5 protein-coding genes are annotated in these 4874 nt (G+C 72.6%); 4 read left to right on the top strand and 1 reads right to left on the bottom strand.

The features are described from left to right. The 4 genes from rplO to ACOJUF_RS23555 form a co-directional block, all read left to right on the top strand. Nucleotides 1-421 (top strand): 50S ribosomal protein L15 (gene rplO, locus ACOJUF_RS23570; protein ID WP_420124245.1); only part of this gene is annotated, 421 nt, incomplete at its 5' end. A 263-nt stretch (nt 422-684) separates the two neighbouring features. Beyond that, entirely contained in the window at nt 685-1830 is a 1146-nt protein-coding gene (locus tag ACOJUF_RS23565; RefSeq protein WP_420124244.1) for an inorganic phosphate transporter, read from the top strand. Nucleotides 1831-1859: 29 nt separating this feature from the next. Continuing rightward, nucleotides 1860-2096 carry a hypothetical protein gene (locus ACOJUF_RS23560; RefSeq protein ID WP_420124243.1) on the top strand — a complete coding sequence of 79 codons (237 nt, stop codon included), beginning with the start codon at nt 1860-1862 and terminating at the stop codon, nt 2094-2096. A 13-nt stretch (nt 2097-2109) separates the two neighbouring features. Beyond that, nucleotides 2110-3069 (top strand): universal stress protein, encoded by a 960-nt coding sequence (locus tag ACOJUF_RS23555; protein WP_420124242.1) that lies wholly within the window; start codon nt 2110-2112, stop codon nt 3067-3069. Nucleotides 3070-3195: 126 nt separating this feature from the next. On the opposite strand, the gene ACOJUF_RS23550 is transcribed toward ACOJUF_RS23555, so the two are convergent. Beyond that, on the bottom strand, nt 3196-4596 hold the full coding sequence (locus ACOJUF_RS23550; RefSeq protein ID WP_420124241.1) for a DUF4921 family protein: 1401 nt from the start codon (nt 4594-4596) through the stop codon (nt 3196-3198). Nucleotides 4597-4874: the final 278 nt, after the last annotated feature.

Below are 4874 nucleotides of genomic sequence, written 5' to 3'. Positions count from 1 at the left end.
GCGGCCGGCGCCGGGGGCGAAGCGGGACAAGATCCGCGTCGGCCGTGGCGAGGGCTCCAAGGGCAAGACCGCCGGCCGGGGCACCAAGGGCACCGGCGCGCGCAAGAACGTCTCGCCGGCGTTCGAGGGCGGTCAGCTGCCTCTGCACATGCGGCTGCCGAAGCTCAAGGGCTTCAAGAACCGGTTCAAGGTCACCTACCAGGTGGTCAACGTCGGCGACCTGGCCACCCTGTTCCCGCAGGGCGGCACGGTCGGCGTCGCCGAGCTGGTCGCGGCCGGCGCGGTCCGCAAGGGCCACAAGGTCAAGGTCCTCGGGGACGGCGACCTGAACGGCATCGTCATCAATCTGACGGTCGACGCCGCGTCCGGCTCGGCCAAGGAGAAGATCGGCGCGGCCGGCGGCAGCGTCACCACCGCCTGACCTCCACGCACCACCACGCGGATGCCCCGCGGTCGCTCCCTCACCGGGCGGCCGCGGGGCATCACGCGTTTGCGCGGGGCGACCTCACCCCGAGTGGACCATTTCCGGCCCGTTACCCCGAAGTGACGCCGCCGGTTCACCATCCGTTCACCCGCGGCTCTTAGCGTCCGGCTCGCCGATGAGTCACCCCAGGGTCGAGGCCATCACCGGCTACTCCGTACGGAACCGCCGCGTCAGGCCGGCGATCGTGGATCGAGGACTCTGTGACGACAACGTTATTCATCGTGACGATGGTCATCGTCACGGCGCTGTTCTTCGACTTCACGAACGGCTTCCACGACAGCGCGAACGCCATGGCCACCTCGGTGGCCACCGGCGCCCTGCAGCCCAAGGTCGCGGTGCTGATCGCCGCGATCCTGAACGTGGTCGGCGCCTTCCTGTCCACCGAGGTCGCCAAGACGATCTCCGGCGGCATCGTCAACGACGCGCTCGTCACCCCCGAGATGATCTTCGCGGGGCTGGTCGGCGCCATCCTCTGGAACCTGTTGACCTGGCTGTTCGGCCTCCCGTCCAGCTCGTCGCACGCGCTGTTCGGTGGCCTGATCGGCGCCGTGATCATCGGTGCGGGCGTGTCCGGGGTGAACTTCTCCGTGGTGATGTCCAAGATCGTGCTGCCGGCGATCATGGCCCCGGTGGTGGCCGCGCTGGCCGCCGGCCTGGCCACCTTCGTGCTCTACAAGATGATCAAGCGGGCCGATTCCGAACCGCAGGCCGGCTGGTTCCGGTACGCGCAGTCGGTGTCGGCCTCGCTGGTCGCGCTGGCCCACGGCACCAGTGACGGCCAGAAGACGATGGGCGTCATCACCCTGGTGCTGATCACCGCGGGCTACCAGGAGTCGGGCACCGGCCCGCAGACCTGGGTCATCGCGGCGGCCGGCATCGCCATCGGCCTGGGCACGTACTCCGGCGGCTGGCGAATCATGCGGACGATGGGCAAGGGCATCGTGGACGTCAAGTCGCCGCAGGGCTTCGCGGCGGAGACGACCTCCGCCGCCGCCATCCTGGCGTCCTCGCACATGGGCTTCGGCCTGTCGACCACCCAGGTCTGCTCCGGCTCGATCATGGGCTCGGGCATGGGCAAGAAGCTGGCCGAGGTGCGCTGGGGGACCGCCCGCAAGATCCTGTACGGCTGGCTGCTGACCCTGCCCGCGGCCGCGCTGGTCGGCGGGGTGGCGGCCGCCATCGCGCTGACCGGCACCCTGGGCCTGGTCATCGTCTTCGTCGCGCTGCTGGCCGGCGCCGGCGCCATCTACGCCATCTCCAAGCGGTCCCCGGTCGACAGCGCCAACGTCAACGATTCCGCGGACGTCACCATCAACCCGGTCGTCAAGCAGCCGGCCGACGCCTGAGCGTCCGGACCAGAGGGGACACGAACACCATGAAGATCGACTGGGCGTCACTGGGTCTGGTCGCGGTGACCACCGTGGTGGCCGCCATCGCGATCATCGGGATCTACTCGCTGGGGGTGCTCGCGCTGACCTCCGGCGGCAAGGCCGGCCCGGACGGCGTGGCGGCGCCGAGCCCGCTCGCCCGCATCACCGGGTACCTGTGCCTGGCCGCCTCCGGGCTGCTGGTGCTGTACGGCCTGTACCTGATCGTCCCGCAGTTCCACTGAGGAGCGATGACCGATGAGCCAGGCCGAACCGGACCCCGCGCCGTCCGCCGCGGAGTCGACGGGCGGGCCGCGTCATGACCTGCCGGGCGAGGTGGTCGTCGGGATCGACGGATCCGACGAGGCCCGGGCCGCGGCCGGGTGGGCGGCGGCCGAGGCGGCCCGGCTGCGCACCGGCCTGGTGCTCGTATCGGCGTACACGGTGCCGCACCGGGGGCTGCTCGCCTACGACGTGATGGCGCCGGACTACGCCGCCATCGTGCTGGCGCACCAGCAGGAAACGCATCGGGAGATCGCCGCCGAGCTGCTGACCCGCCACCCGGGCCTGCCGATCAGCAGCACGGTCGAGGCCGGACACCCGGTCGACGTGCTGCTGGGCCGGTCGGCCGGGGCGGCGCTGCTGGTCGTGTCGACCCGGGAGCGGGGCCGGTTCCGCCGGGCCGTCGGCGGGTCGGTGGCGCAGGCGCTGGCCGCGCACGCGACCGTCCCGGTGGCGGTCATCCGGCCCGGGACCGCGGCGCCGCGGACCGGCCCGGTGGTGGTGGGCGTCGACGGGTCGCCGAACAGCCGGCCGGCCATCGGCGCCGCCTACGACGCGGCCGCGACCCGGGGCGTCGAGCTGGTGGCCCTGCACGCCTGGCACGACGACATGACCCTGGACGTCGACGAACGCGGGCTGGTCGGCGCCGACATCGGGGACGAGGCCCTGCGCGAGATCGAGCGGGCCCTGGTCTCCGAGGAGTTGGCCGGCTGGGCGGAGCGTTACCCGGACGTCGTGGTGCGGCCCCTGGTCCGCAAGGGTGACCCGGTGACCCTGCTGCTGGAGGCGTCCGGGACGGCCGGCCTGGTCGTGGTCGGCAGCCGGGGCCGCGGCGGCTTCTCCGGTGCCCTGCTCGGGTCGACCGGGCAGGAGCTGATCATGCACGGCGAGGCCCCGGTGCTCGTGGTCCGCTCGGCCGCGACCGACTCCGGCTGACCCCGACCGGGACCGGCCGACCCCGGCCGACCCCGACCGGCACCGACCGGCGGCCCTGACCCCGACCGGAGCCCGGCCGTGGCCCGCCCGGGACCGCGTGGCGGTCGACGCGTCGGTGGGCCCGGCTCAGACCGCCGGTGGCCCGTACAGCGAGGGGAAGGCGGCGTCGGGCCGCGCGGTCCGACGGACGGCCGGGTTGTAGCGCAGGCTGTTCGGCACGCAGGCGCACTCGGGGCCGATGCGGATCGTGTCGGCGATCGAGCCGGCCGCGCGGAGCCGGAACAGTTCGGTGGTCACCGAGTCCCGCAGGGTGGGCGGGTCGACGGTGTTCAGGTAGATCTTGGTGCCCCCCTCGAACCCGGCGATGGTCGAGATCCGCCACTTGATCAGCACCCGCCAGGGCATGGGCACGTCCGCGTCCGGCGGTTTGTGGTGCCACTCCTCGTTGCAGGGCACCGCCGGGCCGGCGGCCGCGTGCAGCGCGTGGATCAGGTCGGACATGCCGCGCAGCTCGGCCCGCGAGTGCAGCCACGGCTGCGGCCGCTCGCTGCGGGAGAAGATCTCCAGGGTGGGGTAGCGGTGCCCGAAGCCGGCGAAGGCGACCGCGTGCTCGTTCTCGGCGACCGTCAGGTTGTGGTAGGCCGCGTAGTCGACGGCGAACTCGTTGTAGACGTTCGGGTTGGCCCGGGCCCGCTGGATCTCCAGCTCGGCCTGCGCGCCGCGCTCGTCGATCGCCACCAGCTGCGTGTGCAGGTGGTCGAACGAGGCGCCGGCCGGCCGCAGCCAGTTCTGGAAGACCGCCACGTACCGCACGTACCGGTTGGCCGCGTACAGGTCGCGCTGGGCGTCGATGGTGAAGCGCAGATACGAGTCGTGCTCGTCCGGGGTCAAGGTGCCGGAGGAGGCTAGGCCGGAGGTGTCGACCGCGTCGTCCCGGTAGTGCCGTCGCGCCACGATCACGTCGTGCCCGCCGCCGAAGAAGTCCGCCGCGTGGTCCAGCCGCTCCGTCTCGGACACCTCGGCCGCCGCGTCCAGCCCGGCGCGGCGGCGGGCGAGCGCGTCGACGTGCCGCCGGCCGGCCTCGGTCGACAGGTAGTCGAGCATCGCCTCGCGCTGGGCCGGCGGCAGCTGGTGCCCGTAGTTGAGCCGCCAGTAGTCGAAGGAGACGATCTCGAACAGGTTCGGGATGCGGCGGAACTGCGCGACGCTGTCGAACAGGTGGTCGGCGCGCAGGTGCCGGATCATCCGCTCGCCCTGCGGGCCGGTTACCAGCCGGGCCTTCTCCGGCGGGGTCTGAAGGTACCGGTCGGCGCAGAACGCGCAGGCGGCCGTGCGGTCCTGGTGCGTCAGCGGGTCGGCCGGGGCCGGGTCGACCCGCAGCGGTCGGCGGGCGCGCCCGGCGACGGGCCCGACCTCGGTACCGGTGAACGGGTTGATCTGCTTGAGCGTCCCGTCGGCCATCCGCTGGAGGAACGACGGCGCGCCGAGCAGGGCGGGGGGCACGCCATCGGCGGGCAGGGCGGGCATGCGCCTCATTGTTCTCGCGCCGGGCGGCGGCTCGCCGTGCGCTCGCCCCCGGCGCGCCGCCGGTAGGTTAGAGTCGAGTGCCGTGGTTCAGTCCGGGCGGCTTCGGCTGCCCCGGATCGGGACGCGACCTGTTTTGAGGCTCACGGGCCACCACGCAACGACGGAGTTCCGACCAACCGGGTTCGGCAACCCCGATCGGGCCGGCACCACCTCGGCCCGGTGAAGCCAGGAGGATCATTGCTCGCCGCCTTCGTCTCGGCGCTGAAGACACCCGATCT

Origin of the sequence: Nakamurella sp., from assembly GCF_048594475.1 — a bacterium.
Classification (GTDB): domain Bacteria; phylum Actinomycetota; class Actinomycetes; order Mycobacteriales; family Nakamurellaceae; genus Nakamurella.
Note: the sequence above shows the minus strand (reverse complement) of the source record. Positions and strands in the feature narration are given on the sequence as shown.